The sequence below is a fragment of the Brevundimonas sp. genome (genome assembly GCF_044336875.1).
Lineage (GTDB): Bacteria > Pseudomonadota > Alphaproteobacteria > Caulobacterales > Caulobacteraceae > Brevundimonas.
Window position 1 is genome coordinate 12,425 of record NZ_JBIIOP010000002.1, and the last position, 26,114, is coordinate 38,538.

Annotated in this window: 27 protein-coding genes and 1 tRNA gene; 26 read left to right on the top strand and 2 right to left on the bottom strand. The window is 67.5% G+C overall.

Going from position 1 to position 26,114, the window contains the following annotated elements; all coding sequences use genetic code 11:
- Positions 1–84 precede the first annotated feature (84 nt).
- The 10 genes from ACIQ1T_RS03400 to tdh all read left to right on the top strand — a co-directional run bounded on the left by ACIQ1T_RS03400 (position 85) and on the right by tdh (position 12,391).
- Positions 85–1,620, top strand: coding sequence for an acyl-CoA carboxylase subunit beta (locus ACIQ1T_RS03400; RefSeq protein WP_395943126.1), 1,536 nt, complete (start codon positions 85–87; stop codon positions 1,618–1,620).
- Positions 1,620–2,018, top strand: a complete 399-nt coding sequence (locus tag ACIQ1T_RS03405) for a hypothetical protein (protein WP_395943127.1) — start codon at positions 1,620–1,622, stop codon at positions 2,016–2,018. Before ACIQ1T_RS03400 ends, ACIQ1T_RS03405 begins: the two co-directional genes overlap by 1 nt.
- A 1-nt stretch (position 2,019) precedes the next feature.
- Complete coding sequence (locus ACIQ1T_RS03410; protein WP_395943128.1) at positions 2,020–2,799, top strand: hypothetical protein; 780 nt, start codon at positions 2,020–2,022, stop codon at positions 2,797–2,799.
- A gap of 7 nt (positions 2,800–2,806) precedes the next feature.
- A complete protein-coding gene (locus ACIQ1T_RS03415; RefSeq protein ID WP_395943129.1) occupies positions 2,807–4,801 on the top strand; it encodes an acetyl-CoA carboxylase biotin carboxylase subunit in 1,995 nt (664 codons plus the stop codon).
- A gap of 166 nt (positions 4,802–4,967) precedes the next feature.
- On the top strand, positions 4,968–6,347 hold the full coding sequence (locus ACIQ1T_RS03420) for a methylmalonyl-CoA mutase family protein (RefSeq protein ID WP_395943130.1): 1,380 nt from the start codon (positions 4,968–4,970) through the stop codon (positions 6,345–6,347).
- Positions 6,344–8,503, top strand: coding sequence for a methylmalonyl-CoA mutase (gene scpA, locus ACIQ1T_RS03425; RefSeq protein ID WP_395943131.1), 2,160 nt, complete (start codon positions 6,344–6,346; stop codon positions 8,501–8,503). The genes ACIQ1T_RS03420 and scpA overlap by 4 nt, the downstream gene beginning before the upstream one ends.
- Positions 8,500–8,922, top strand: coding sequence for a methylmalonyl-CoA epimerase (mce, locus tag ACIQ1T_RS03430; RefSeq protein ID WP_395943132.1), 423 nt, complete (start codon positions 8,500–8,502; stop codon positions 8,920–8,922). The genes scpA and mce overlap by 4 nt, the downstream gene beginning before the upstream one ends.
- Positions 8,923–8,998: 76 nt before the next feature.
- Complete coding sequence (locus tag ACIQ1T_RS03435) at positions 8,999–9,916, top strand: DUF4232 domain-containing protein (protein ID WP_395943133.1); 918 nt, start codon at positions 8,999–9,001, stop codon at positions 9,914–9,916.
- A 69-nt stretch (positions 9,917–9,985) separates the two neighbouring features.
- On the top strand, positions 9,986–11,176 hold the full coding sequence (locus ACIQ1T_RS03440) for a glycine C-acetyltransferase (protein WP_395943134.1): 1,191 nt from the start codon (positions 9,986–9,988) through the stop codon (positions 11,174–11,176).
- A gap of 174 nt (positions 11,177–11,350) precedes the next feature.
- Positions 11,351–12,391: an L-threonine 3-dehydrogenase gene (gene tdh / locus ACIQ1T_RS03445; protein WP_395943455.1), complete on the top strand. Its 1,041-nt coding sequence runs from the start codon at positions 11,351–11,353 to the stop codon at positions 12,389–12,391.
- 178 nt (positions 12,392–12,569) lie between these two features.
- Here the strand turns inward: tdh and ACIQ1T_RS03450 are convergent, their stop codons facing one another.
- Positions 12,570–13,850, bottom strand: a complete 1,281-nt coding sequence (locus tag ACIQ1T_RS03450; protein WP_395943135.1) for a lytic murein transglycosylase — start codon at positions 13,848–13,850, stop codon at positions 12,570–12,572.
- Positions 13,851–14,032: 182 nt separating this feature from the next.
- On the opposite strand from ACIQ1T_RS03450, the gene ACIQ1T_RS03455 reads away from it, so the two are divergent.
- From ACIQ1T_RS03455 to ACIQ1T_RS03470, 4 genes are all read left to right on the top strand, one after another.
- Positions 14,033–14,109, top strand: a tRNA-Ala gene (locus ACIQ1T_RS03455).
- A gap of 204 nt (positions 14,110–14,313) precedes the next feature.
- Positions 14,314–14,439: a type B 50S ribosomal protein L36 gene (gene ykgO / locus ACIQ1T_RS03460; RefSeq protein ID WP_008263184.1), complete on the top strand. Its 126-nt coding sequence runs from the start codon at positions 14,314–14,316 to the stop codon at positions 14,437–14,439.
- 197 nt (positions 14,440–14,636) lie between these two features.
- Positions 14,637–14,912 (top strand): DUF2312 domain-containing protein, encoded by a 276-nt coding sequence (locus tag ACIQ1T_RS03465; protein ID WP_248118868.1) that lies wholly within the window; start codon positions 14,637–14,639, stop codon positions 14,910–14,912.
- 90 nt (positions 14,913–15,002) lie between these two features.
- The gene (locus ACIQ1T_RS03470) at positions 15,003–15,347 is read left to right on the top strand and encodes a hypothetical protein (RefSeq protein WP_395943136.1); all 345 of its coding nucleotides are present in this window, start codon (positions 15,003–15,005) and stop codon (positions 15,345–15,347) included.
- Between the two features lie 159 nt (positions 15,348–15,506).
- Here the strand turns inward: ACIQ1T_RS03470 and ACIQ1T_RS03475 are convergent, their stop codons facing one another.
- Positions 15,507–16,967: a sigma-54-dependent transcriptional regulator gene (locus ACIQ1T_RS03475; protein ID WP_395943137.1), complete on the bottom strand. Its 1,461-nt coding sequence runs from the start codon at positions 16,965–16,967 to the stop codon at positions 15,507–15,509.
- Between the two features lie 162 nt (positions 16,968–17,129).
- Here ACIQ1T_RS03475 and ACIQ1T_RS03480 point away from each other — a divergent pair, with 162 nt between their 5' ends.
- From ACIQ1T_RS03480 to ACIQ1T_RS03535, 12 genes are all read left to right on the top strand, one after another.
- On the top strand, positions 17,130–18,926 hold the full coding sequence (locus tag ACIQ1T_RS03480) for a M3 family oligoendopeptidase (RefSeq protein WP_395943138.1): 1,797 nt from the start codon (positions 17,130–17,132) through the stop codon (positions 18,924–18,926).
- A gap of 135 nt (positions 18,927–19,061) precedes the next feature.
- The gene (locus ACIQ1T_RS03485) at positions 19,062–19,328 is read left to right on the top strand and encodes an aa3-type cytochrome c oxidase subunit IV (protein ID WP_395943139.1); all 267 of its coding nucleotides are present in this window, start codon (positions 19,062–19,064) and stop codon (positions 19,326–19,328) included.
- Positions 19,329–19,416: 88 nt separating this feature from the next.
- Positions 19,417–20,550 carry a Re/Si-specific NAD(P)(+) transhydrogenase subunit alpha gene (locus ACIQ1T_RS03490; protein WP_395943140.1) on the top strand — a complete coding sequence of 378 codons (1,134 nt, stop codon included), beginning with the start codon at positions 19,417–19,419 and terminating at the stop codon, positions 20,548–20,550.
- The gene (locus ACIQ1T_RS03495; RefSeq protein WP_395943141.1) at positions 20,547–20,972 is read left to right on the top strand and encodes a hypothetical protein; all 426 of its coding nucleotides are present in this window, start codon (positions 20,547–20,549) and stop codon (positions 20,970–20,972) included. The genes ACIQ1T_RS03490 and ACIQ1T_RS03495 overlap by 4 nt, the downstream gene beginning before the upstream one ends.
- 2 nt (positions 20,973–20,974) lie before the next feature.
- The gene (locus tag ACIQ1T_RS03500; RefSeq protein WP_395943142.1) at positions 20,975–21,298 is read left to right on the top strand and encodes an NAD(P) transhydrogenase subunit alpha; all 324 of its coding nucleotides are present in this window, start codon (positions 20,975–20,977) and stop codon (positions 21,296–21,298) included.
- A 23-nt stretch (positions 21,299–21,321) separates the two neighbouring features.
- The gene (locus ACIQ1T_RS03505; RefSeq protein WP_395943143.1) at positions 21,322–21,600 is read left to right on the top strand and encodes a hypothetical protein; all 279 of its coding nucleotides are present in this window, start codon (positions 21,322–21,324) and stop codon (positions 21,598–21,600) included.
- On the top strand, positions 21,597–21,863 hold the full coding sequence (locus ACIQ1T_RS03510; protein ID WP_205681400.1) for a hypothetical protein: 267 nt from the start codon (positions 21,597–21,599) through the stop codon (positions 21,861–21,863). Before ACIQ1T_RS03505 ends, ACIQ1T_RS03510 begins: the two co-directional genes overlap by 4 nt.
- A gap of 13 nt (positions 21,864–21,876) precedes the next feature.
- The gene (locus ACIQ1T_RS03515) at positions 21,877–23,295 is read left to right on the top strand and encodes an NAD(P)(+) transhydrogenase (Re/Si-specific) subunit beta (RefSeq protein ID WP_395943144.1); all 1,419 of its coding nucleotides are present in this window, start codon (positions 21,877–21,879) and stop codon (positions 23,293–23,295) included.
- Entirely contained in the window at positions 23,292–24,029 is a 738-nt protein-coding gene (locus tag ACIQ1T_RS03520) for a hypothetical protein (protein WP_395943145.1), read from the top strand. The genes ACIQ1T_RS03515 and ACIQ1T_RS03520 overlap by 4 nt, the downstream gene beginning before the upstream one ends.
- Positions 24,026–24,457, top strand: coding sequence for a cupin domain-containing protein (locus ACIQ1T_RS03525; RefSeq protein WP_395943146.1), 432 nt, complete (start codon positions 24,026–24,028; stop codon positions 24,455–24,457). Before ACIQ1T_RS03520 ends, ACIQ1T_RS03525 begins: the two co-directional genes overlap by 4 nt.
- 2 nt (positions 24,458–24,459) lie before the next feature.
- Positions 24,460–24,882 carry a DUF1801 domain-containing protein gene (locus ACIQ1T_RS03530; RefSeq protein ID WP_395943147.1) on the top strand — a complete coding sequence of 141 codons (423 nt, stop codon included), beginning with the start codon at positions 24,460–24,462 and terminating at the stop codon, positions 24,880–24,882.
- A 20-nt stretch (positions 24,883–24,902) separates the two neighbouring features.
- Entirely contained in the window at positions 24,903–26,030 is a 1,128-nt protein-coding gene (locus ACIQ1T_RS03535) for an acyltransferase family protein (protein WP_395943148.1), read from the top strand.
- Positions 26,031–26,114 lie beyond the last annotated feature (84 nt).

Below are 26,114 nucleotides of genomic sequence, written 5' to 3' on the forward strand. Positions count from 1 at the left end.
AGCTCCACATCTTTTGCGAAGTTGCGTTTGCATACTTGCGATGAAGCGGTCACCCATAGCCCACGAACCGGAGGTCGAACAGGAATGACGCAGGCCATTCTCGAAGAACTGGAGCGCCGCCGCGCCGCCGCCAAGCTGGGCGGAGGCGAGACGCGTATCGCCGCCCAGCACGCCAAGGGCAAGCTGACGGCGCGCGAACGCATCGACGTGCTGCTGGACGAGGGCTCCTTCGAGGAGACCGATATGTTCGTGGAGCACCGCAGCCACGACTTCGGCATGCAACATCAACGCGTGCCGGGCGACGGGGTGGTGACCGGGCGCGGCACGATCGGCGGGCGGCTGGTCTATGTCTTCTCCAAGGACTTCACCGTCTTCGGCGGCTCGCTGTCGGGGGCGCACGCGGCAAAGATCGTCAAGCTGCAGAAGATGGCCCTGACGACGGGGGCGCCGATCATCGGCCTGTTCGACGCGGGCGGGGCGCGGATCCAGGAAGGGGTCGAGAGCCTGGCCGGCTACGCCGACATCTTCCTGCAGAACACCCTGGCCAGCGGCGTCATTCCCCAGATCAGCGTGATCATGGGGCCGTGCGCGGGCGGCGACGTCTATTCGCCGGCCATCACCGACTTCATCTTCATGGTGAAGGACACCTCCTACATGTATGTGACCGGCCCCGACGTGGTGAAGACGGTCACCAACGAGGTCGTCAGCCACGAGGACCTGGGCGGCGCCCGCGTCCACGCCGGAAAGTCGGGCGTGGCGGACGGGGCGTTCGACAATGATCTGGAGGCCCTGTCCGAGGTGCGCCGCCTGATCGGCTTCCTGCCCCTGTCGAACCGCGAAAAACCGCCGGTGCGCGAGAGCTATGACGAGCCGGAGCGGGACGAGGCCTCGCTGGACACCCTGGTCCCCGCCAATCCGAACCAGCCCTATGACATGAAGGAACTGATCCTGAAGACGGTGGACGAGGCCGACTTCTTCGAGATCGGCGCCGACTTCGCCAAGAACATCGTCACCGGCTTCGGGCGTCTGGACGGCCAGCCGGTCGGGATCGTCGCCAACCAGCCCCAGGTGCTGGCGGGGGTGCTGGACATCGATTCAAGCCGCAAGGCCGCGCGGTTCGTCCGCTTCTGCGACGCCTTCGGCATTCCCATCGTCACCTTCGTCGACGTGCCGGGCTTCATGCCGGGGACGAAGCAGGAGTACGGCGCCCTGATCAAGCACGGGGCCAAGCTGCTGTTCGCCTATGCCGAGGCGACGGTGCCGAAACTGACCGTCATCACGCGCAAGGCCTATGGCGGCGCCTATGACGTGATGAGCTCGAAACACCTGCGCGGCGACGTCAACTACGCCTGGCCCTCGGCCGAGATCGCCGTCATGGGCGCCAAGGGGGCGGTCGAGATCATCTTCCGCAAGGAGGCCGGCGACCCCGCAGCCCTGGCCGCGCGCGAGGCCGAATACAAGGACCGTTTCGCCAACCCCTTCGTGGCGGCGGGCCTGGGCTATATCGACGACGTCATCATGCCCCACGGCACGCGACGGCGGCTGGTGAAGGCGTTGCGGACGCTGAAGGGCAAGGTCCAGGAGAACCCCTGGAAGAAGCACGACAATATTCCGCTGTGATGAGAACGCTCGGAGATATCGATCCGGCTGCGATCTATTGCTCGCGAAATGAGGACAGCGAACGGCTGATCCGAATGGACGCGGCACGTCCCGAGGAATGGTCCGATCGAGATGTCGACCTCACGATATGGCGCGCCACGACGACCATCATGTCGGAAAAAATAGTTCCTCGGATACTGCCCGAGTTTTTGAGGCGCGTGATCCGTGAGCCTTACGCTGGCTGGATGACCAGTGGCGATGTAGTGCGCCAGAAGTTGGAGGCGTCGCATTTCCAGACGTGGGTCGAATCCGACCGTGAGGCCGTTCTGGCGCTTTTGCCTGCCTATATAATCACCCAAGACACCGACGCCAAAAGCCTAGCCGGTTGGCTGGAAGATTTCAGCCTGAAGGACGCCTGACATGATTAGAGCGCAGACTTCAAAGCGCATAGGGTCGATCGTCGCTGCGGTGTGTGGGGGCGTCATCATCGTGATGGGCGGAACAGCAAATGCCTGTTCAGTCATGACCTTTGCAGACAATGGGCGCTATGTCGGCGGGGACCTGACCACCCAGATTGCCGCCAAGGCCGAGTCCATCCAAATCGTGAGGGTGGCTGCCAGACACCTCGTCAACCGGACCTATTCGGAGGGCTCCTGGTATCTCAACTATGGAGACTTGAAGGTGCCTTCGGACTATCCCGAGTACACCGACGAGTTCGTGTTCAAGCTTGAGCCGGTTGAAACGCTGAAGGTTGGCCGACCTCTGCCCGATTATCTCCAGGCTGGAGACCTTAGAGTCAGGGGGTATAGCCCGGCGGCGCTTCCAGTGGAGATTCAGCCAACAAGTTGGGCGACGATCAACGCCTTGCCGGATTGGTTGCCTGATCGCCCCGGCGATCAAGGGTTTGCCTTCATCGCTGCTTCCGACACTGCGGGTTTGGGCGGAGGAGAGTGCGCCAGGCCGTATATTCTTGAAGTCGGCCAAACCTTGCTGGCGTTCCGGAATTCGAATGGGACCCTCTATCCGGCCAGCGGCGGGTTTCCGCTTCAAATCGACGTAGAGTTCCGCACCCAGAACCGGGCTCGGGAACGTTTTTCCCTGAATATGCAGTCCCTCGTCCCCATCAATGATCCTGAAGACGCCTTTGTGGCGCGCCTACGTCAGGCGCTCGCATCACGGCCGAACTCAACGCGAAACTGAGCCTTTCATGTTCTCCAAAATCCTCATCGCCAATCGCGGCGAGATCGCGGTTCGGATCATCAAGACCTGCCGCCGCATGGGCATCAAGACCGTGCAGGTCTATTCGGAGGCCGACGCCGGGTCGCTGGCGGTCGAGATGGCCGACGAGGCGGTGCTGATCGGGCCGGCGCCGGCAGCCCAGTCCTATCTGCTGGCGGACAGGATCGTCGAGGCGGTGCGCCAGACGGGGGCCGAGGCCGTGCATCCGGGCTTCGGCTTCCTGAGCGAGAACGCCGGCTTCGCCCGGCGGCTGCGCGACGAGGGCATCGCCTTTATCGGCCCAAATCCCGAGGCCATCGAGGCCATGGGTGACAAGATCAGCTCCAAGAAGCTGGCGGCCGAGGCGGGAGTCTCGACCGTGCCGGGCCATATGGGGCTGATCGAGACGCCGGAGGAGGCGGTCACCATCGCCCGCGAGATCGGCTATCCGGTCATGATCAAGGCGAGCGCCGGCGGCGGCGGCAAGGGCATCCGCGTCGCCCATTCGGACGCCGACATGGCCGAGGGGTTCGCGGCGGTGAAGGCCGAGGCGCTGAACGCCTTCGGCGACGACCGGGTCTTCCTAGAGAAGTTCATCGTTGATCCGCGCCACATCGAGATCCAGGTGCTGGGCGACAAGCACGGCCATGTCGTCCACCTGTTCGAGCGCGAATGCTCGATCCAGCGCCGCAACCAGAAGGTCATCGAGGAGGCGCCGTCCCCCCTGCTGGACGAGACGACCCGAGCGGCCATGGGGGCGCAGGCCGTCGCCCTGGCCCAGGCGGTCAACTATGACAGCGCCGGCACGGTCGAGTTCGTGGCGGGGCAGGACAAGAGCTTCTACTTCCTGGAGATGAACACCCGGCTGCAGGTCGAGCATCCGGTGACGGAGCTGATCACCGGCGTCGATCTGGTCGAACAGATGATCCGCTCGGCCTGGGGCGAGACCCTGGCCTTCGAACAGAAGGATCTGAAGATCGACGGCTGGGCCATCGAGAGCCGCATCTACGCCGAGGATCCCTATCGCGGCTTCCTACCCTCGATCGGCCGACTGGTTCGCTACGAACAGCCGGAGGAGGGGGAGCAGAACGGCTACGTCGTGCGCAACGATTCCGGCGTTCGCGAGGGCGACGAGATCAGCATGTTCTACGACCCGATGATCGCCAAACTGTGCGCCTGGGGCGAGACGCGGGCGGCGGCGGTCGAGGGCATGGCCCGGGCGCTGGAGGACACCCACCTGTCGGGCCTGGGGCACAATGTGCCCTTCCTGGCGGCGGTGATGGATCAGGACCGGTTCAAGTCGGGCGAGCTGTCGACCTCCTATATCAAGGACGAGTTCCCGGACGGCTTCCACGGTCTGCGGCCGACGCAGCAGCAGGAGCGGATCCTGATCGCCACGGCCATGGCCATGCACGAGGTCATCGCCGAACAGGACGGCGACCCGTCCGACCGCACCGACTGGATCGTCATGATCGCCCAAGGCCCTGGAGCGGGCACGCCGCACGGGGTCGAGCTGTCCTATGACGCGGACGAGGAGATGATCCTGACCCTGACGGGCGGGGGCGACATCCGTCTGTCGGAGATCGACTGGCGGCCCGGCCTGGCCCAGTTCCGGGCCGAACTGGACGACGAACCCTTCACCGCCGAGGTGAAGCGCACCGCCGACGGCTTCGACATCCGTCATCGCGCGGCCAGGGTGCGGGTGCGGGTGCTGCGTCCGCACGTCGCCGAACTGTATGCGCGCCTGCCGGAGAAGGTCGCGCCGGATACGTCGAAACTGGTGCTGTCGCCGATGCCGGGTCTGGTGGTGTCGATCCCGGTGGTCGTGGGCCAGGAGGTCAAGACCGGCGAGACCGTCGCCGTCATCGAGGCCATGAAGATGCAGAACATCCTGAAGGCCGAACGCGACGGGGTGGTGAAGGCGGTCGGGGCCAAGGACGGGGATCCGGTGGCGGCGGATGACGTGCTGGTGGAGTTCGGGTGATGCTCGCGTTGAAGAGCCCCTCCGTCTCTCCGCTTCGCTCCGAGCCACCTCCCTATTGCATGGGGAGGAGACGAGCGTCGGACGCCTCTCCTCCCTGCGAAGCGGGGAGGGGGACCGCGAAGCGGTGGAGGGGTTCTTCACGTCGCATTGGCGAGGGAAGCGCCGCATGACCTTCCCAACCCCCACCCCCCTCGAATGGCGCGAGTCCGCCCAGAAGGCGCTGAAGGACCGGCCGATCGAGTCCCTGATGCATCTGGACGCGGACCAACTGGTCACTCGGCCCCTCTACGCGGGTGCGACCGGGGTGCAGCCGATCTTCGCCCCGCGTCCGTCCGATTCCGAAGGGCGGGCCTGGGATCTGCGAACCCTGGTCGAGGGGGATCAGGCCGAGGCGGTCAATGCGGCGGTGTTGACCGATCTGGAGAACGGCGCGGCCTCGGTCCTGCTGAAGGGGGCCGTGCTGGGCGACGCCGGGTCACTGGGCCGGGCGCTGGAAGGGGTGGCGCTGGAGCTGGCCCCGGTCGCCCTGGACGCGGGGATCGACGGTCCGGCGGCGGCGGATCATCTGGCGGTCGTCGCCAAGGGCGCGCCGCGCGCCCAGCTGCGCTTCCACATGGACCCGGTCTCGGCCTTCGCCGAGGCGGGCGGATCGCCTCGCCCGGTCGAGGATCACCTGAAACTGGCGGCCGAGACGGCGGCGCGCCATGCGGGCGCCTATCCCGAGGCGCGCTTCTTCCTGGCCAGCGGGCGCGTGGCGCACGAGGCGGGCGGATCGGCGGCGCAGGAACTGGCCTTCGCCGCCGCCAGCGCGGTGGCCCATGCGAAGGCGGCGGTCGAGGCCGGACTGTCGGTCGAGGCGGCCCTGCGCGGGACTGTGGTCGGCCTGTCGGTCGATGCGGAATACTTCGACAGCCTGGCCAAGGTCCGGGCCATGCGGCTGATCTGGGCCAGCCTGACCCGGGCGTTCGGCGTCGAGGTTCCGGCGGTGATCGAGGCGCGGTCGTCGCGGCGGATGCTGTCGGCTCGCGATCCCTGGCCCAATCTGCTGCGGCTGACGGCGGCGGGCTTCGCCGGGGCCGTGGGCGGGGCGGATGTGGTGGTGCTGGACGGATTCACCCGCGCCGCAGGCGTACCCGACGCCTTCGCGAGGCGGCAGGCGAGGAACACCCAGCTGGTGCTGATGGAGGAGGCCAATCTGGGCCGGGTCGACGATCCGGCGGCCGGGTCCTGGTATCTGGACGCCCGCACCCGTGATCTGGCCGAGGCCGGCTGGGCCGAGTTCCAGATGATCGAGGCCGAGGGCGGTCTGGTCGAGGCCCTGAAGGGCTCGGTCATCCAGCCCCGCATCGCCCGCGCCCGCGCAGTTCGGGAAGCGGCGCTGAAGAACGGCGCGACCCAGATCATCGGCGTGACCAAATATGTCGATGCGGATGTGCGTTCGGCGCCGGTCGAGGCGGCCGATAGGGCCGCTGCGCCGGTCGAGACGGTCTGCGAACCCCTGACCCCGATCCGGTTCGCCGCAGCCTTCGAGGAGGCGGGCCAATGAGCTTCCCCGACTTCACCCGCATCCAGCTGAGCCTCGACGCGACGGGGCAGGGGCCGGCGCGCGATCCCTGGCTGACGCCCGAGGGACTGACGGTCGAGACCGCCTATGGGGCCGAGGGACTGGACGAACTGGATCACCAGCACGGCCTGCCGGGCTTCGCCCCCTTCCTGCGCGGTCCCTATCCGACCATGTATGCGGGCAATCCGTGGACCATCCGGCAATACGCCGGCTTCTCGACCGCCGAGGAGTCCAACGCCTTCTATCGCCGCAATCTGGCGGCCGGTCAGAAGGGCCTGTCGATCGCCTTCGATCTGGCGACGCACCGGGGCTATGACAGCGACCACCCGCGGGTGAAGGGCGACGTCGGCATGGCGGGCGTGGCCATCGACAGCATCTACGACATGCGGACCCTGTTCGACGGGATCCCGCTGGACCAGATGTCGGTGTCGATGACGATGAACGGGGCGGTTCTGCCGATCCTGGCCCTCTATGTCGTCGCGGCCGAGGAGCAGGGCGTGCCCCACGCCAAACTGACCGGGACCATCCAGAACGACATCCTCAAGGAGTTCATGGTCCGCAACACCTATATCTATCCGCCCGAGCCCTCGATGCGGATCATCGCGGACATCTTCGCCTGGACGGCGGCCGAGGCGCCCAAGTTCAACTCGATCTCGATCAGCGGCTATCACATGCAGGAGGCGGGGGCCTCGGCGGATATCGAGCTGGCCTACACCCTGTCGGACGGGATCGAATATCTGCGCGCGGGCGTCGCGGCGGGGATGCCCATCGACCGGTTCGCGCCGCGCCTGAGCTTCTTCTGGGCTATCGGCATGAACTATTTCATGGAGGTGGCCAAGATGCGGGCCGGCCGCCTGTTGTGGGCCGAGGCGGTGCGGAAGGAGGGCGGGGTCGATCCCAAGTCCCTGTCCCTGCGCGCCCACTGTCAGACCTCGGGCTGGAGCCTGGCGGCGCAGGACGTGTTCAACAACGTGCCCCGCACCATGGTCGAGGCCATGGCGGCGGCGGGCGGGCAGACGCAGTCGCTGCACACCAACGCTCTGGACGAGGCCCTGGCCCTGCCGACCGACTTCTCGGCCCGGATCGCGCGCAACACCCAGATCCTGCTGCAACAGGAGACGGGCCTGACCAAGGTGATCGACCCCTGGGGCGGCAGCTTCTACGTCGAGCGTCTGACCCACGAACTGGCGGAACGCGCCCGCGCCCATATGGCCGAGGTCGAGGCCCTGGGCGGCATGGCCAAGGCCATCGAGGCCGGAATTCCAAAGCTGCGGATCGAGGAATCGGCGGCCAAGACCCAGGCGCGGATCGACACCGGTCAGCAGACGGTGGTCGGGGTGAACAAATATCTGAACCCCGTCGTCGACGATATTCCGATGCTGAAGGTCGACAATGCGGCCGTGCTGGCGGCCCAGATCGACAAGCTGAAGCGCTTGCGGGCCGAGCGAGACCAGGCGGCGACCGATGCGGCGCTGCAGGCCCTGACCGACGGGGCGCGGGGCGACGCCAATCTGCTGGAACTGGCGGTCCGGGCCGCCCGCGCCAAGGCGACGGTGGGCGAGATCTCCGACGCGCTGGAGGCCGCCTTCGGCCGTCACGTCGCCACGGTCCAGACCGTGTCGGGCGTCTATGCGAAGGAGGCGGGGGCCGATCCCCGCTTCGCCCGCGCCCGCGACATGGTGGCGACCTTCGTCGAGAACGACGGCGGCCCGCCGCGCATCCTGATCGCCAAGCTGGGGCAGGACGGGCACGACCGGGGCCAGAAGGTGGTGGCCACCGGCTACGGCGATCTGGGTTTCGACGTCACGGCGGGCAGTCTGTTCCAGACCCCGGCCGAGGCGGCCAAGGATGCGGTGGAGAAGGGCGTCCATGCGGTGGGCGCCAGTTCGCTGGCCGCCGGGCATCTGACCCTGGTTCCCGAGCTGAAGGCCGAGCTGGAGAAGCTGGGCCGGCCCGACATCATGATCGTGGTCGGGGGCGTCATCCCGCCGTCCGACGTCCAGCCCCTGCTCGATATGGGGGCGGCGGCCGTCTATCCGCCGGGCTCGGCCATCGCCGACACGGCGGTCGACCTGATCGAGAAGCTGAACCAGCGGCTGGGTTACGCCCAGCCCGTGTTCAAGAAGGACAAGCCATGATCGGCGCCCTGAACCACGTCGGCGTCGCCACGCCCTCCATCGCCGAGTCGATCAAACTGTATCGCGACGTGCTGGGGGCGACGAAGATCGGCGCGCCGTTCGACCTTCCGGCCCAGGGGGTGAAGGTCTGTTTCGTCGATACGCCGACGGCCCAGATCGAACTGATCGAACCCTATGACGAGACCAGCCCCATCGTCGGCTTCCTGGCCAAGAACCCCAAGGGCGGTCAGCACCACGTCTGTTTCGAGGTCGCCGACATCCACGCCGCCGTCGCCGAGATGCGGGCCAAGGGGGTGACCATTCTGGGCACGGGCGAACCGCGCATCGGCGCTCACGGCACGCCGGTCGTCTTTCTGCATCCGAAGGCGATGGGCGGGGTGCTGATCGAACTGATGGAGACGCCCCAAGAGGCGCACTAGGCGCGATCCCTGATCGGCCAAGCGGAGCCTTTCGCGACCTGCGCCGTTAAGCCCGGCGAACGGGAGAGACTTAACCATGATGCGTCGCCTTACCGCTTATGTCGCCATCGCCGCCCTGGTCGGCGTCGCCGCCTGCCAGCAGGCTGAACCCGAACAGCCGGTCGCCCCGGTCGAGCCCCAGGCCGCGCCGGCCCCGACCGCCCCGGGCGTCGGCTACGCCTGCGAGAGCGGGGCGACGGTCGAGGCGGCCTATCCCGACAGTTCGACAGCCCAGCTGACCTACAAGGGCCAGAGCTACACCCTGCGCACCGCTCAGGCCGCCAGCGGCGCCCGCTATGTCGGGTCCGGCGTCGAATGGTGGACGGCGAACCGCGACGGGCAGGAGAGCGCGACCCTGAGCCGTCTGGGGCCGAACGAGGACGTCGGCGTCGCCGTGCTGGAGCGGTGCTCGCGTCCGGCCTCCGCCCCGATGTCTGGCATGACCCCCGGTCCCCAGCCCATGCCGGGTCAGACGCCCACGCCCGCGCCGGGCGGCGTCCTGCCCGCCTCCATGCCCTGCAAGGGCCCGCAGCTGAAACTGGCGGCCGAGGGCGGCGACGCCGGGGCGGGCAACCGCATCCGCAACTTCAGCCTCCAGAACGTGGGAACCCAGGCCTGCAGCCTGACCGGTTATCCGGGCGTGACCCTGCTGGACGGGCAGGGGCGGCCCCTGACCGCGATCCGCGCCGACCAGAGCCCCGGCAGCTATTTCCGTCAGGGCCAGGCCCCGACGCCGGTCAATGTCGCGCCCCAGGCCAAGGCCTATTTCGAGGTGGCCTGGACCGTGGTGCCGGACGAGACCATGCAGAAATCCTGCCCCAGCGCGGCGACCCTGCGCGCCACCGCCCCCGGAGACACGGCGACGATCAGCCTGCCGTTCGCCTTCGAACCCTGCGGCGGCAAGGTTCGTGTCAGCCCCATTCGCGCCGAGGCCGATCCCCAGGCCGCGACCTGACAGAAGTGTGGCGGACGGACGTCGGAAGGCGGCTGGAAACGGATCGGTTTTCGGCGTAGGTCGCGCCTCATGACCCATTCGTTCTACGACCGCGTCTCCGCTGAACTGTCCGACATCGACGCCCAGGGCCTGACCAAGCCCGAGCGCGTCATCGCTTCCCGCCAGGGGCCGGTGATCCAGGTGGCGGGGCGCGAGGTGCTGAACTTCTGCGCCAACAACTATCTGGGCCTGGCCGGCGACGAGCGCGTCACCCAGGCCGGCATGGCCGCGCAAGCCAAGTGGGGCGCGGGCACGGCCTCGGTCCGCTTCATCTGCGGCACGATGGAGATCCACAAGGAGCTGGAAGGGGCCATCGCCGCCTATCTGGGCTTCGAGGACGCCATCCTGTTCGCCGCCGCCTTCGACGCCAACGGCGGGATCTTCGAGCCCCTGTTCGGCGAGAACGACGCCATCGTCTCCGACAGCCTGAACCACGCCTCGATCATCGACGGGGTGCGGCTGTGCAAGGCCAAGCGGTATCGGTTCGCCAATTCGGACATGGACGAGCTGGAAACCCGGCTGAAGGAGGCCCGCGAGGCCGGCGCCCGCGACATCATCATCGCTACCGACGGCGCCTTCTCGATGGACGGCTATATCGCCCGGCTGAAGGACATCCGCGCCCTGGCCGACAAGTACGACGCCCTGATCATGGTCGACGACTGCCACGCCACCGGCTTCCTGGGTCCGCAGGGGCGGGGCTCCTTCGCCTATCACGGCATCGAGGTGGACTTCGTCACCGGCACCTTCGGCAAGGCCCTGGGCGGCGCCATGGGCGGCTTCATCTGCGCCAGGAAGGCCGTGGTCGATCTGCTGAAACAGCGGGCGCGGCCCTATCTGTTCTCCAACGCCCTGTCGCCGGCCGTCTGCGGCTCGTCGCTGGAGGCGATCCGCATCGCCCAGGGCGAGGAGGGCGACCGCCTGCGCACCCGCCTGTCCGCCAACGCCCATCGCTATCGCGGGGCCATGGCCGACGCCGGCTTCACCCTGCTGGACGGCGAGCATCCGATCATCCCGGTCATGCTGGGCGACGCCAAACTGGCCCAGGACTTCGCGGCCCGGTCGCTGGAGCTGGGCGTCTATGTGATCGGCTTCAGCTTCCCGGTCGTGCCGCGCGGCCAGGCCCGCATCCGCACCCAGATGTCGGCGGCCCATACGTTCGAACAGATCGACCGCACGGTCGCGGCCTTTACGACGGCGGGCAAGGAACTGGGCGTCATCTAGCCCCCTTCTTCCGTCACCCTCGGGCTTGTCCCGAGGGCCCATCGTTCCGTCGCGCGATGGTCGAGTTCAGCGACGGGAGAATGACCGGCGAGGATCGTGGGGATCCCAGCCGTAGGCCCTCGGGACAAGCCCGAGGGTGACGACTTTTGCAGGAGCGCCGTCATGGCCGAAACGATGAAAGCCCTGGCCAAGACCGGGCCGGTGCAGGGGCTGGAGCTGATCGACGCACCGATCCCCGAGGCGGGGCCGGAGGATGTGCTGATCCGCGTGCATCGCACCGCCGTCTGCGGCACCGACATCCACATCTGGAACTGGGACGAGTGGTCCCAGAAGAACGTCCCGACCCCGATGATCACCGGCCACGAGTTCGCCGGCGAGATCGTCGCCGTCGGCAAGGACGTGGATCGTCCGCTGAAGATCGGTCAGCGCGTCTCGGCCGAGGGCCATGTCATCGACCTGAATTCGGAAGCGGCCCGCGCCGGGCACTTCCACCTGGACCCGCACACGCGCGGCATCGGCGTGAACCGCCAGGGCGCCTTCGCCGAGTTCGTCGTGGCCCCGGCCTTCAACGTGATCGAACTGCCCGACGACGTGCCCTATGAGATCGGCTCGATCCTGGATCCGTTCGGCAATGCGGTCCACACGGCGCAGCAGTTCGACCTGCTGGGCGAGGACGTGCTGGTCACCGGCGCCGGTCCGATCGGCATGATGGCCGCCGCCGTGGCCCGTCATGCGGGCGCGCGCACCGTGGTCCTGACCGACATCAACGACTTCCGGCTGGAGCTGGCCCAGAAGGTCGCGCCGGGCGTCCGCACCGTGAACACCACCAAGGAAGACATCCACGACGTCATGAAGGAGCTGGGCCTGAAGGTCGGGTTCGACGTGGCGCTGGAAATGTCGGGCTCGCCCATCGCCTTCAAGCAATGCGTCGACACCCTGATCATGGGCGGCGGCATGGCCATGCTGGGGATCCCCGGCAAGCCGATGGAGACCGACTGGGGCGCCATCATCCTGAAGGCCCTGACCATCAAGGGCGTCTATGGCCGCGAGATGTTCACCACCTGGCGCAAGATGCTGGGCCTGCTAAAGGCGGGACTGGACCTGCAGCCGCTGATCACCCACCAGCTGGCCTACGACCAGTACCGCGAGGGCTTCGAAGCCATGCGATCGGGTCAGTCGGGCAAGGTGGTGCTGGACTGGACCAGGGGGAGCTGAGGCTTTCGCACAAAAACACCCTCTCCCGTCTGGCGAGGGCTTGAGCACCTGAGAGCGTAGCGATCAGTCTTGTGCGAAAGGGTGAGGGTCACGGTGGTGCGAACTGGCCCACCGGCGGACCCTCATCGGGCCCTTTGGGCCACCTTCTCCCAAAGGGAGAAGGGCGTATTTCTTTTCTTCAGTTCGCCCGGCGAATCAATTCGTCGGCCAGGGCGGCGGTCAGATAGCCGTCGGCGATCCGGCCGTTGGCGATTTGCCAGCGGCGCAGGGCCATGCGGGTGTTGGTGCCGATCACCCCGTCCACGCCCTTGGTGTCGTAGCCCATCCGCGTCAGGGCGCTCTGGGCGCCGACGCGCTGGTCGCGCGACATGGAGGCGTCGTTGGGCCAGGCCTTGGTCAGGGCCGGCTTGCCCATGATCCCGTCCGCCGTCAGGCCGATGGCCAGGGCGTAGCTGACCGAGTTGTTGTAGCGCCGGATCACATAATGGTTCGGCAGGGCCAGGAAGGCCGGGCCGTTCGCGCCCTGGGGCAGCAGGATGGTGGCCTCTTCCAGGGCCTCGGCCCCGTTCGGCGTGCCGCCCTGGGCCAGGCGCACGCCCTTGGCCGCCCAGGTGGACCAGTTGTGCTTGGGCCCCTCGGCCTCGGCGTAGTCGAAGCCGGAGGGCAGGACGACCTCGTAGCCCCAGCCCTGACCACGCTTCCACCCGGCCTGGGCCAGCAGATTGGCGGCGGAGGCCAGGGCGTCGGCGTCGTCGCCCCAGATGTCGACCTTGCCGTCGCCGTCCTGATCGACGCCCAGGCGCAGATAATTGTCCGGCATGAACTGGGTCTGGCCCATGGCCCCGGCCCAACTGCCCTTCAGACCTTCGCGGGCGCGGCGGCCGTCGACGACGATGTCCAGCGCATCCTTCAACTGCCCCTCGGCCCAGTCGCGGCGGCGGCCGTCATAGGCCAGGGTCGCCAGCGAGCGGATGACGTCATAGTTGCCCTGGACCTGACCGAAGGCGCTTTCCTGAGCCCAGACGCCGACCAGGATCTCGCTGGGCACGCCGAAGCGCTGGACCACCGACCACGGCACGCGGTCGATCCGTTGCTTGGCCTGGGCGATTCGCACCGGGGTCACCGCGTTCTGGACATAGGCGCCGGCGGGCTTGGAGAATTCGGGCTGATTACGGTCCAGACGGACCACGCTGGCGTCGGGCGTCAGGCCGGCCAGTTCGCGCTCATAGTCCGCGCGGCGGGCGCCGCCCTTGCGGGCCAGAAAACCCTGTTTCCACCCTTCGAAGCCCTGCTGGTCATAGGCGGCCAGGGGCGGGGTCTGGGGCGTGGGCGTCGGGGCGTCGGCCTGGGGCGCGCTCGGCGCAGGCGGAAGCGTCGGCATGGGGACGGGTGGTTCGGGCAGCATGGGCGCACAGGCGGCCACACTGCCGATCAGGAGAAGGCGAAAGGAAAAGCGCATGAGATTCAGACTAAAGCCCCCGGTGTCAGAGGTGAAATGACATCCGCGCGAATGAGTTTCACCGCCCAAGAAGCGCCTGTCACGCGAAAGCGTTGCCTTTGGATTCGTCGGTTATCGTCATTAACCCCGATTTTCGTCGACGCCTTAACATCCTGCGGCGTAATAACGCACCGTCCTCTGACGGCCTGATGGCGGAGTGGCGACGCGGCGGGCGTGCAACCCCGCAAACCCTCCGTTCGACTCGGAGGTCAGGCCTCCATCTCTTTTTTGCGTGCTACCGCCCTTCGGGCTACTTGAGCACGAGGTGTGCGAGTGGCTGCCTGGAGCAGGCGCAGCCTGGGTTTTGTGCGGTTTCGGCCTGTAGCGGGTTGACGTTTCGAACCCCTCTCTCTATACGACCGCCTCCGCCGCGATCCGCTCGGGTCTGCGGCTTTCTTATTGGTTTCTCTCAGGACGTCCGACCATGAAGGTCCGTAGCTCGCTCAAGTCCCTGAAGACCCGCCACCGCGACTGCAAGGTCGTGCGTCGCAAGGGCGTCGTCTTCGTCATCAACAAGACCGACCCGCGCTTCAAGGCGAAGCAGGGCTAAGCTGCGTTCGCAGCGCGCCGCCTCGGCGGCGTGCGCACGCAAGTCCGCGCTCAAGTAGCCCGAAGGGCGGTAGCGCAGGAACAAAGTCCTGACGATCCACAGGCTGCGGATTCTGTCCGCGGCCTTTTTCGTGTTCGCGGTTGAGTCGCGGCGGCCGGCATGGTTAGCGTCCGCGGCTGATTTCTGGAGTATTCCCCATGGCTGACGACGCCTCGTTCGACGGTGGTCCCGACGTTCTCACCTCGACGGCCCAGGGCCGTCTGCGCACCATCATCGAGCGCCTGGAGCGCCTCGAGGAGGACAAGCAGGCCGTCATGACCGACATGAAGGAGGTCTTCGCCGAGGCCAAGGGCGAGGGCTACGACGTCAAGATCCTGCGCAAGGTCATCCGCATCCGCAAGCAGGACAAGGCCAAGCGCCAGGAAGAGGACGCCATCCTGGACCTCTACATGTCCGCTCTCGGCGAGATCTGAGGAGAGTAGCGGCTGAAGCGCACGCCGATCGAGTCTTCGAAAGGCGGGCTGTCGCGCTCAAGCAGCCCGAAGGGCGATAGCGCGTCAAAGATGCGCTCAAGCAGCCCGAAGGGCGGTAGCGCCCCTAAAAAACAGCTGCTGAGCCCTTGGGATCAGCAGCGCAAGGCCGCCCAGCGGTCTGCGCTCAATGCTCTCAAACGCGCCCGCCGCTCGGCAGAGAAGGCGGGCGTTTCGCTGTCCGAATGGGAGGGCGAGTTCCTGGACTCGGTCAGCGACAGGGTGAAGACACACGGCCGGGCCTTCGCCGATCCCGAAAAGGGCGCCCCCGGTCAGGCCCTGTCGGCCATGCAGGGCCGCAAGCTGAAGGAGATCACCGCCAAGGCGAAGGGCGAGGAACCGAAGCGACGGTGGGGGCGGAAGAAGGCGGACGACTGACGTCTCCTCCCCACGCAGTGGGGAGGGGGACCGCGAAGCGGTGGAGGGGTTCTCGAAGCCCCACGGACGCCCGTTCTTCGCGCGTGAAGAACCCCTCCGTCACGGCGCGAAGGCGCGCCGCGCCACCTCCCCACTGCGTGGGGAGGAGACAGGGCTAGGTCACCCCGCTTCCTTCAGCTGCCCTTCCAGCCCCTGTTCGCGGACCTTGCGGTACAGGGTCGAGCGGCCGATGCCGAGGCGGCGGGCGATCTCGCTCATGTGGCCGGCATAGACCTCGATGGCGTGCTGGATCAGGTCGCGCTCGATGTCGTCCAGGGTCCGCAGATGGCCGCGGTCGTCCAGGATGCGGATCGGCTGTTCCGGCAGGGGCGGCAGTTCGGCGTAGGAGGGCAGATTGGCGGCGGCCGGGGTTTCAGGTGCGGCCGAGACGTCCGGCATCGGGGCGGCGACGCCCGAGATGGCGGGGAAGTCGTGCGGCTGCAGGAAGGGGGCGTCGGCCAGGACGATGGCGCGGAAGACGGCGTTCTCGAGCTGGCGCACATTGCCGGGCCAGTCGAAACCCTGCAGCAGGGCCAGGGTCTCGGGCGCGCAGCCGGCGATCCGCTTGCCTTCCTCGGCGTTGAAGCGGGCGATGAAATGCTCGACCAGGGGCGGGATGTCCTCGCGCCGGTCGCGCAGGGACGGGGCCTCGATCGGGAAGACGTTCAGCCGATAGAACAGGTCCTCGCGGAAGGCGCCGTCGCGCACCTGTTGCGCCGGATCGCGGTTGGTGGCCGAGACGATGCGGACGTCGATCTTGACCGGACGCTTGCCGCCGACCGGGTCGATCTCGCCCTCCTGAAGGGCGCGCAGCAGCTTGACCTGCATGTCCAGCGGCAGTTCGCCGATCTCGTCCAGGAACAGGGTGCCGCCGTCCGCCTCGCGGAACTTGCCCAGGGTCTTGTCGACGGCGCCGGTGAAGGCGCCCTTCTCGTGCCCGAACAGGATGGATTCGATCAGATTGGCGGGCAGGGCGCCGCAGTTCACCGCCACGAAGGGCTTGCCGGCCCGGTCGCTGGCGCCGTGCAGGGCGCGGGCGATGACCTCCTTGCCGACGCCGCTTTCGCCGGTGATCAGGACCGGGATCGACGACCTGGCGGCGCGGGCCCCCAGGGCCTTGACCATCTTCATCGGATTGCTGTCGCCGACGATGTCGTCGAAACTGGTGCGGCCCTGGGCGCGCTTGGTCAGGCGGCCGACCTCGGCGGTCAGACGCGTCATCTGCAGGGCGTTGCGCACACCGACCAGCAGGCGTTCCGGCCCGACCGGCTTGACGAAGAAGTCCTGGGCCCCGGCCTGCATGGCCTTGACCACGGTGTCGATGCCGCCGTTGGCGGTCAGGACGATGACCGGTTCGGTGACGCCGGCGGTGCGCAGTTCGGCCAAACACTCCAGGCCCGACATTTCGGGCATGACCATGTCCAGCAGCACCAGGTCGGCCCGGCCGCCCCTGGTCATCCGGTCGATGGCCTCGCCGCCGCTGGCTGCATGGACGACAGCGTGACCGTCCCGTTCCAGCACGGCCTGGATCAGGCGACGCTGTGTGGGATCGTCGTCGACGACCAGAATGGTCTTGGCCATGGAAGCCCCTCGTCCATTTGGCCACCGCCGTTCGCGAATGACCCGTTTCGGCACGATTTCTAGGGCGTCGAGGTGAAAATCGGGTGAGGGGTCGTGGTGAGCGCGGCGTTAACCGCAGCGACGAGGTTGCGGCCGTCGCTCGGCGCGCCCAAAACAACCCCCATGAACGCCCCCTTCAAGACGCCTGACGCCCAAGCCCCCCTGTGGGACCTGACCGACCTCTACGCCTCGCGCGACGACGCCAAGGTCGCCGCCGATCTGGACCGGGCCCGCGCCCTGGTCGACGAGATGAACGGCCTGCAAGGACAACTGGTCGCCCAGGCCGCCGATCCGGCCGCCCTGGGCGCGGCGCTGGATCGGGCCATTCATCTGTACGAACAGGCGTCGGACGTGCTGGGGGCTCTTGGGGCCTACGCCTTCCTGTCGGCTTCGACCGCGCGGGACGATGCGGGCGCGCAAGGGTTCGAGGCGGACGTGCGCGAGAAGATCACCGCCATCGCCACCCCCACCGTCTGGCTGACGCTGGAGATCAACCAGATCGACGACGCCGCGCTGGAGGCCGCCCTGTCGGCCCATGAAGGCGCGGCGCGCTGGCGGCCCTGGCTGCGCCGGGTGCGGGCCATGAAGCCGCACGAACTGTCGGCCGAGCTGGAGACCTTCATCGCCGAACGCGGCCCGATTACGGCCCAGTGGCCCCGGCTGTTCGACGAGCAGCTGGCCGCCCTGCGCGCCAAGGCGGGGAACGAGAGCCTGACCCTGGCCGAGGCCCTGAACCGTCTGTCCGACGCCAAGCCGGCGCGGCGCAAGGCGGCGGCCGAGGGCCTGTCCGACGCCCTGGCGGCCCGCGCCCCGACCCTGGCCCTGGTGCTGAACACGGTCGCCGCCGACAAGGCGATGGAGGACCGCTGGCGCGGCTTCAAACGCCCGGCCGACAGCCGCCATCTGGGCAATGAGGTGGACGGCGAGGCGGTCGACGCCATGGCCGAAGCTGTCGCGGAGGCCTATCCGCGCCTGTCGCACCGCTATTACGCCCTGAAGGCCAAGGCCATGGGCAAGACCCGTCTGGACCACTGGGACCGCAACGCCCCGATCGAGACCACGGCCCCGCGCGCCTATACCTGGCTGCAGGGGCGCGACATCGTGCTGGACAGTTTCTCGGACCTGGGCGGCGACTTCGCCGAACGGGCCGGGGGCTTCTTCGACAAGCCGTGGATCGACGGCCGGGCGCGGGCGGGCAAACAGTCGGGCGCCTATGCCCACCCGGTCACCGCCGACCGCCACCCCTATGTCTTCCTGAACTGGATGGGCGAGCGGCGCGACGTCCTGACCCTGGCCCATGAACTGGGCCACGGGGTGCACCAGACCCTGGCGGCCGATCAGGGCACGCTTCTGGCCGACACCCCCCTGACCCTGGCCGAAACGGCCTCGATCTTCGCCGAGGGCCTGACCTTCGATCGTCTGCTGGCCACGGCGCCGAAGCGCGAGCAGCGCGGCCTGCTGGCGGGCCGGATCGAGGACGGGCTGAATACGGTGGTCCGTCAAATCGCCTTCCACCGGTTCGAGACCCGGTTCCACGACGAGCGTCAGAAGGGCGAGGTCTCGCAGCAGCGGATCAACGAACTCTGGATGACCGAGATGGGCGCCTCGCTGGGGCCGGCGGTGACGCTGAACCCCGGCTACGAACACTGGTGGAGCTATGTCAGCCACTTCGTCCACTCGCCCTTCTACGTCTATGCCTACGCCTTCGGGGATCTGCTGGTGGCGGCCCTGATGGAGGCGCGGCGGGCCGATCCGACCGGGTTCACGCCCCTGTATCGCGACCTGCTGGCCGGCGGCGGGGCCCGGACCTATGTCGAGGCGCTGAAGCCCTTCGGCCTGAACCCGCGCGACCCGGCCTTCTGGAGCGTGGGCTGCAAGCGGCTGGAACGGCTGGTGGACCAGTTCGAGGCCCTGGGTTGAGCTCCGCCCCTCTCACCCTCCCGTCATCCTAGGCGCAAGGCCTAGGATGACGTCCAAAGAGGGCGCGCGCGCCGGGCTGGCGCGGAGACGAACCCGCGTTATAGTCGGCCCAATAATAAGATCAGGGAGCTCCAGATGGCCGACGCCCACAACCCCGCCACCGCCGAGGCCGACGCCGATGCGCGCGCCTATGTCCGGGGCGAGATGCAGATCAACGAACAGGCCTCGACCTTCAGACTGTTCATCGATCTGGCCAAATGGGGCTCGCTGGCCGTGGCCTGCCTGCTGCTGTTCCTGACGCTCTGGTTCCATCCGGGCGGCAGTTTCGTCGTCGCGGCGGGCGCGACCGTGGTGCTGGCCGCCGTCGGCGTCTTCGCCCTGAAGGCCAAGCCGGCCCACTGACGCCGGTCCTGCGGGGCGGTTCGCCGCTTTGACGCCTCGCGCGGAACCGGCCTAGGCTGCCTGTCCAAACCAGATCGAGGGGATTCGCTTGGCTGTCGCAATCGCCGTCACCCGGGAACGTCGCGAAGGCGAGACGCGCTGCGCCGTCACGCCCGAGACGGTGAAGAAGCTGATCGCCCTGGGCGCGACCGTCTCGGTCGAGGCGGGGACCGGCCTGGGCTCCTCCATTCCCGACGCCGACTACGCCGCCGCCGGGGCGACGGTGAAGCCCGACACCCGCGCCGTACTGGACGGCGCCGACATCGTGCTGAAGGTGCGCGGCCCCACGGCCCAGGAGATCACGGCCCTGAAGCCCGGCGCGGTGGTGATCGCCATGCTGGACGCCTGGCGCGAGAAGGATACGGTCGAGGCCCTGCGCGGCGCCAACGCCACCGCCTTCGCCATGGAGTTCGTGCCCCGGATCACTCGCGCCCAGGTGATGGACGTCCTGTCGTCCCAGGCCAATCTGGCCGGCTATCGGGCGGTGATCGAGGCGGCCTACGCCTATGGCAAGGGCTTCCCGATGATGATGACGGCGGCCGGCACGGTCGCGGCCGCGAAGTGCTTCGTCATGGGCGTCGGCGTCGCCGGGCTGCAGGCCATCGCCACGGCGCGGCGGCTGGGGGCCGTGGTCACCGCCACCGACGTCCGCCCCGCCACTAAGGAACAGGTCGAGAGCCTGGGCGCCAAATTCCTGGCCGTCGAGGACGAGGAGTTCCTGAACGCCCAGACCGCCGGGGGCTACGCCAAGCCCATGTCGGCCGAATACCAGGCGAAACAGGCCGAACTGACCGCGTCCCATATCGTCAAACAGGATGTGGTCATCACCACCGCCCTGATCCCCGGCCGCGCCGCGCCTGTGCTGCTGACGGCCGCCCATGTGGCCTCGATGAAGCCGGGCTCGGTCATCGTCGACCTGGCGGTCGAGGCGGGCGGCAATGTCGAGGGCTCGAAGCTGAACGAGGCGGTCGTGACCCCGAACGGCGTCACCATCGTCGGCTGGGCCAATCTGCCCGGCCGTATCGCCGCCGACGCCAGCGCCCTCTACGCCCGCAATCTGACGGCCTTCGTCGGAATGATGGTCAAGGACGGGGTTCTGGCGGTCGATCTGGAGGACGAGATCCTGAAGGCGGCCGTGGTCACCGACGGCGGGGCCGTGGTGCATGAGGGAGTGAGGGGATGAAGCTCTCTCGATGGATCGGCGGGGGCGTCACGGTTCTGCTCCTCGCCATGTCGGCGCACAGTTTCTGGCAGCGATGGTCGAGCTTCAGAAGCGAACAGCCGGACGCGTCCGCGTGGGTTTTCGTCCGCGAGGAAAGCATACTGTGGGTGGCCTTCGTCGCCATAGGTGTGGGGTTGATGCTGGTGGTCGCGCTGAATGACAATTTTGATCGCATGACCAAGCCTCATTTGACCAAGGTCTTGCCCTTCCTGCTCGGGGGGCTGAGCCTTGCCATTATCGGGAGCGCGATATTGATCTGGGTCGGATCGGCGTGGGCGCCTTTGTCTATAGCCATCGGCATCGGCCTGGCGGTCTATAGCGCCAAGGCTGCGGGGCTGGAGGCCAAACCCCGATCCGACAATCTGCCTCGCGTGGAGGGCTGAACATGGAACACGTCGATCCCACCGTCTTCCGCCTGGCCATCTTCGTCCTGGCCATTTTCGTCGGCTATTATGTCGTCTGGAGCGTGACCCCGGCCCTGCACACGCCGCTGATGGCCGTGACCAACGCCATTTCCAGCGTCATCATCGTCGGCGGCCTGATCGCCGCGGCGGCCGTGTCGGGCGAGGCGGCCGGTCCCGGCGCCTGGGTGGCCAAGGGGGCGGGCGTCGCGGCCGTGACCCTGGCCAGCGTCAACATCTTCGGCGGCTTCATGGTCACCCGGCGGATGCTGGCCATGTACAAGAAGAAGGAACGGCCGGCGAAATGATTGGGTCGTTCAGCGATATATCCATGGCTATAGGCGCCGCCTTGATTGGGACGGTGGTGTTGCTTGTTTTTCTTCGGAGCCATCTGAATTCTCGACTGCGAGGGCGGGTCGAATCCGTGCTCGCAGTCGTCGTTCTGGTGGGGCTCGCTTGGGGCGTCGGGCACAGCATCCTGCAGCATGATTGGGCCAAATTGACGGTTTTCCTGGTTATTGCGCTCTGCACCGGCTGGGGCGTCTTTCGCGCCCAAAGACGCAACAAGATGCTGACGCGCGACCGCGACCGCCTTCGGTCCGCGAAATGACTGACGCCGCGCAGATCGCCATTACCGGATCCTGGGTCGCCACCGGCATAGGCTTCGGCCTGTGGCTGTACGGCTGGTTCGGGACCAAGATCCCGATCAAGCGCCAGCGGCTGCACGACTGCGGCATCGCCCTGGTCTTCTCGGCCATTCTGGTCCGGGTCGTGACCCAGGACCGGCCGCTGGGCGTGTTCGAATGGGCCCTGTTCTTCATCGGCCCCCTGTTCATCGCCGCCGCCCTGTGGCGGCTGGCCCGCACGTCTTGAGGGGAGGGGCGCGATGAACGCATCCTTGGCCGCTCTGGCCTATCTGGTTTCCGGCGTCCTGTTCATCCTGTCCCTGCGCGGCCTGTCCAGCCCAGAGACCAGCCGACAGGGAAACACCTTCGGCATGATCGGCATGGCCCTGGCCATCGGGGTGACCCTGCTGACCCTGGGGACCACAGGCGCGCTGGACGGCCTGACCCTGGCCCTGATCGCGGGCGGGGTCATCGTCGGCGGCGGGGGCGGGGCGCTGATCGCCCGCAAGGTCGCCATGACCGACATGCCCCAGCTGGTCGCCGCCTTCCACAGCCTGGTCGGGATGTCCGCCTGTCTGGTCGCGGTCGGCGCCGTCTATGCCCCGGTCGCCTTCGGCATCTCGGACGGGGCGGGCGGGATCAAGGTCCAGTCGGTGATCGAGCTGAGCCTGGGCGTCGCCATCGGGGCCATCACCTTCACGGGCTCGGTCATCGCCTTCGCCAAGCTGAACGGCAATATGAGCGGCGCGCCGATCATCCTGCCCGCCCGGCACCTGATCAATGTGGGCCTGGCCCTGGTGCTGGTGCTGCTGATCGGCATCATGGTCGGGTCGGGCGGTCAGGCGACCTGGGCCTTCTGGGGCGTCTTCCTGATCAGCCTGGTGCTGGGCGCGACCCTGATCATCCCCATCGGCGGCGCCGACATGCCGGTGGTGGTGTCGATGCTGAACTCCTATTCCGGCTGGGCGGCGGCGGCCCTGGGCTTCACGCTCGAGAACATCGCCCTGATCATCACCGGCGCCCTGGTCGGCAGTTCGGGGGCCATCCTCAGCTACATCATGTGCAAGGGCATGAACCGCAGCTTCGTCTCGGTCATCCTGGGCGGGTTCGGCGGCGGGGATGCGGCGGCCGGTCCGGGCGGCGCCAAGGAGACGCGCCCGGTCAAACAGGGCTCGGCCGAGGACGCGGCCTTCATCATGAAGAACGCCTCCAAGGTCATCATCGTGCCCGGCTACGGCATGGCCGTGGCCCAGGCCCAGCACGCCCTGCGTGAAATGGCCGACAAGCTGAAGGAGGAGGGCGTCGAGGTGAAATACGCCATCCACCCCGTCGCCGGCCGGATGCCGGGCCATATGAACGTCCTGCTTGCGGAAGCGAATGTCCCCTATGACGAGGTGTTCGAGCTGGAGGACATCAACGCCGAGTTCGCCACCGCCGACGTGGCCTTCGTCATCGGCGCCAACGACGTGACCAATCCGGCGGCCAAGACCGACCCGACCAGCGCCATCTACGGCATGCCGATCCTGGACGTGGAGAAGGCGGGAACCGTGCTGTTCATCAAGCGCGGCATGGGCTCGGGCTATGCCGGGGTCGAGAACGAGCTGTTCTTCCGCGACAACACCATGATGCTGTTCGCCGACGCCAAGAAGATGGTCGAGGGGATCGTGAAGGGGCTGTGAGTATCGTCGGGTGGAATGACGAGGGGCGGCCGCGTCGCGCCTTAGCGGTGTTGGGGTTGTTCGGCATTGGCTTCTTCCTGTTCTGCCTGTTCGGCGGATTTCGGCTGATCGCCTCGGCCTGGGTGTCCGGGCGAGAGCCCGAGCTGGTCTGGTGGCCGCTGTTCGGCCTCGCGTCGATGGCGAGCCTTGGGAGCGCCATGCTCGGCGGGTGCCTGCTGGTGCTGTTGTTTCAGCGCTTCAAGGCTTCTGCGTCGCTTGTCATTGGGGTGCTGGCTGCGGTCATCGCCGTCTGTCTGGTGTGCGTCGGCTGGGACTCGCTGCATCGCGTCGAGGTCCGGCCCGGTCAGATCGTCGTCCATGATCCCAAGGGAGCAGGCGGCGCCTATGGGCCGACCGATTTCGCCGCCCTTGAGGTCGGTTGCCTGCGCGGCGGACGGAACAAGGCGGAGCCCATCATGAGACTCGTCTTCGACGATGGAGCCGAGGTCGATCTGGCCGACATGTCCGCCATCGGCTGGAATGGCCCGCCTCGGATGCGTTGGCTGGAGGCGGCGGAGAGCATCGGCGATGCGGCGAGGCGCATCGGCGGGTGGCGGTTCGCACGGGGCGTCGACGGTCAGCCTCTTTTTGATCCGGGCTGCCTGTCCGACTTCGCCGCGCGGTTCCCGGCGGAGGACCAAGTGCGGGTCGTCCGGTTGTTTGCGACCTGGACCGGTCCGACAGAAATATCATGACGACCGCCGCCGACATCATCCGCCTGCTCGACCTCCAGCCCCACCCCGAAGGCGGTCATTATCGCGAGACCTTCCGCGATCCGCGTCTGGTTGACGGGCGCTCGGTCGGGACGGCCATCTATTTCCTGCTGGCGGCGGGCGAGCGGTCGCATTGGCACAGGGTGGATGCGGCGGAGATCTGGCATTTCCACGCCGGGGCGCCGCTGGCGCTGGAGATCGAGGGGCAGGGAACAGTGATCCTGGGCGTCGATCTGGCGGCGGGGCAGAGGCCGCAGGCGGTGGTCCCGACCGGCGCCTGGCAGGCGGCGCGCAGTCTGGGGGCCAAGACCTTGGGGGACTGGACCCTGGTCGGCTGCACCGTGGCGCCGGGCTTTGAATTTGCCGGTTTCGAGCTGGCGCCGGATGATGGGCCGCCTCAGGAGGGGTGATCATGGCCAAGGAAGCCAAGACCCGACCGACCGACGCCTCGGTCGACGACTTCATCGCCGCCGTCGAGGAACCGCGCCGCCGGGCCGACGCCGGGGCCGTGCGCGATCTGATGGCCGAGGTTACGGGCGAACCGGCGGTGATGTGGGGATCGTCCATCGTCGGCTTCGGGAACACCCATGCCCATAGCCATGGCGGGGCCGGCGACTGGCCCCTGATCGGCTTCTCGCCGCGCAAGGCCAATCTGGTTCTCTATGTCGGCGGGGGCTTTCCGGAACGGGAGGAACTGGTGGCCCGGCTGGGGAAGGTGAAGACCGGCGTGGGCTGCATCTACGTCAACCGGCTGGACCAGTTGGACGGGGCGGTGCTGCGCGACCTGTGCGACCGATCGGTGCGCGCCGCAAGAGACCGCTATCCCGGCCGATAAGTTGGCGCTATGGGCTGGCGATGATCCCTAGGTCGACTCGGTTCGAGGTTCTGGACGCCCTGCGCGGGCTGTGCGCCCTGCTGGTGGTCTTCTTCCACCTGCCGGTGTCCAGCCATTTCCACGCCCTGCCGCTGACCCGGCACGGCTATCTGTTCGTGGACTTCTTCTTCGTCCTGTCGGGCTTCGTCATCGCCCATGCCTATCGCGAGCGGATCGGCTCGCTGGGGGATGCGGGGCGGTTTCTGATCCGGCGGGTGGGGCGGGTCTGGCCGCTGCACGTCGTGATCCTGGCGGCCTTCGTGGCGATAGAGCTGTGCCGGCTGTGGTTCCGGTTCGACAGCGTGCCGCCCTTCAGCCGCGACCATGCGCCCGAGTATCTGATCACCAATCTGTTCCTGGTCCAGGCCTTCAACATCCACCCCTATCTGACGTGGAACGGACCGGCGTGGAGCATCAGCGTCGAGATGGGCTGCTATGTCCTGTTCGCCGTCATGCTGCTGGCCGCGCCCCGGCGTTTCACGCCCGTGGCCGTGGCGCTGGCGGTTGTCGGGGCGCTGATCGTGCTGAATTTTGCGCCGCGGTTCATGAACACCACCTTCAACTTCGGCTTCCCCCGGGCCGCCTACGGCTTCCTGCTGGGGTGTCTGGTGCAGCGGATCTGGAGCGCGGCGCCGGATCCGGGGGCGGGGCTGGTGCGGTGGCTGGAGCCGCTCAGCCTGATCGCCGCCGTGGCCTATGTCTCCCTGGCGCGTGGGCCGTGGACGGTGCTGGCGCCCCTGATCTTCGCCGTCTGCATCTGGGTCTTCGCGTCCGAGGCCGGGCGGGTGTCGCGCGGCCTGTCGGCCCGGCCGCTGCTGAAGCTGGGGCACTGGTCCTATTCGATCTACATGACCCATATGCTGGTCATCACCCTGATGCTGATCGTCGCCCGCAAGCTGGACATCATGCCGGGCGGACGGCGGATCGACTTCGGCTCGGTCTGGCTGAACGACCTGTTCGCCTTGGCGGTGATCGGCCTGATCGTCGGCCTGTCGGCCCTGACCTATCGCTGGATCGAGACGCCGGGCCGCGACTGGGTCAACGCCTGGCTGAAACGCCGCGACGCCCGGTCGATCAAGAAGCCCAGGCTGGCGGTCGAGACGGTCTGAAGACGAAGCCGGCGGCGAAATAAAAAAGAGTGCACTTTAGTGCAGATTCTTGCGACCGAATCGCAATCATCGCCGCCGACCTTG